This is a genomic window from Pseudomonas sp. SB113, from assembly GCF_040754745.1.
Lineage (GTDB): Bacteria > Pseudomonadota > Gammaproteobacteria > Pseudomonadales > Pseudomonadaceae > Aquipseudomonas > Aquipseudomonas grimontii.
The window spans coordinates 1-436 of the sequence record NZ_JBFMHW010000195.1; the positions used below are offsets into that span (position 1 = coordinate 1).

General features: G+C 56.7%; 1 protein-coding gene. It reads right to left on the bottom strand.

From position 1 onward, the window contains the following. Window positions 1-196: 196 nt before the first annotated feature. Window positions 197-436 (bottom strand): phage major capsid protein (locus AB1462_RS32130; protein ID WP_367249149.1); only part of this gene is annotated, 240 nt, incomplete at its 5' end.

Consider the following 436-nt stretch of genomic DNA (forward strand, 5'->3'; position numbering starts at 1 on the left):
CTTATCAGGCCACCCAAAAATGCGTCGTCGCCCGAATGCGAAAGGCGCAGTTGCGCCTTCGCCTCGGCCAGAGAAACCGGTTCGCCAACCGGCTCCACCGTCCTGAAAAGCGTCATTCTGTCTCCCAAATATGATCGGAAAGAAAAATGGCCCCGATCATGAAATCGAGGCCATCCAGAAGTTAGAGATTCGTCTCTCAGGCCGTGCCAAACTTCAAAAGCTTGATCGCGTCGAAATCCTGCACCCCGCCGCCAACGCGCTTGGTCGTGTAAAACAGCACATAAGGCTTGGCGGAATACGGATCGCGCAACACGCGAACGCCGGTACGGTCGACCACCAGATACCCACGCGCGAAATCGCCAAACGCAATCGGCGTGGAATCCGCCGTCGCATCAGGCATGTCTTCGGATTCGACCAGCGAGAAGCCCATCAGCAT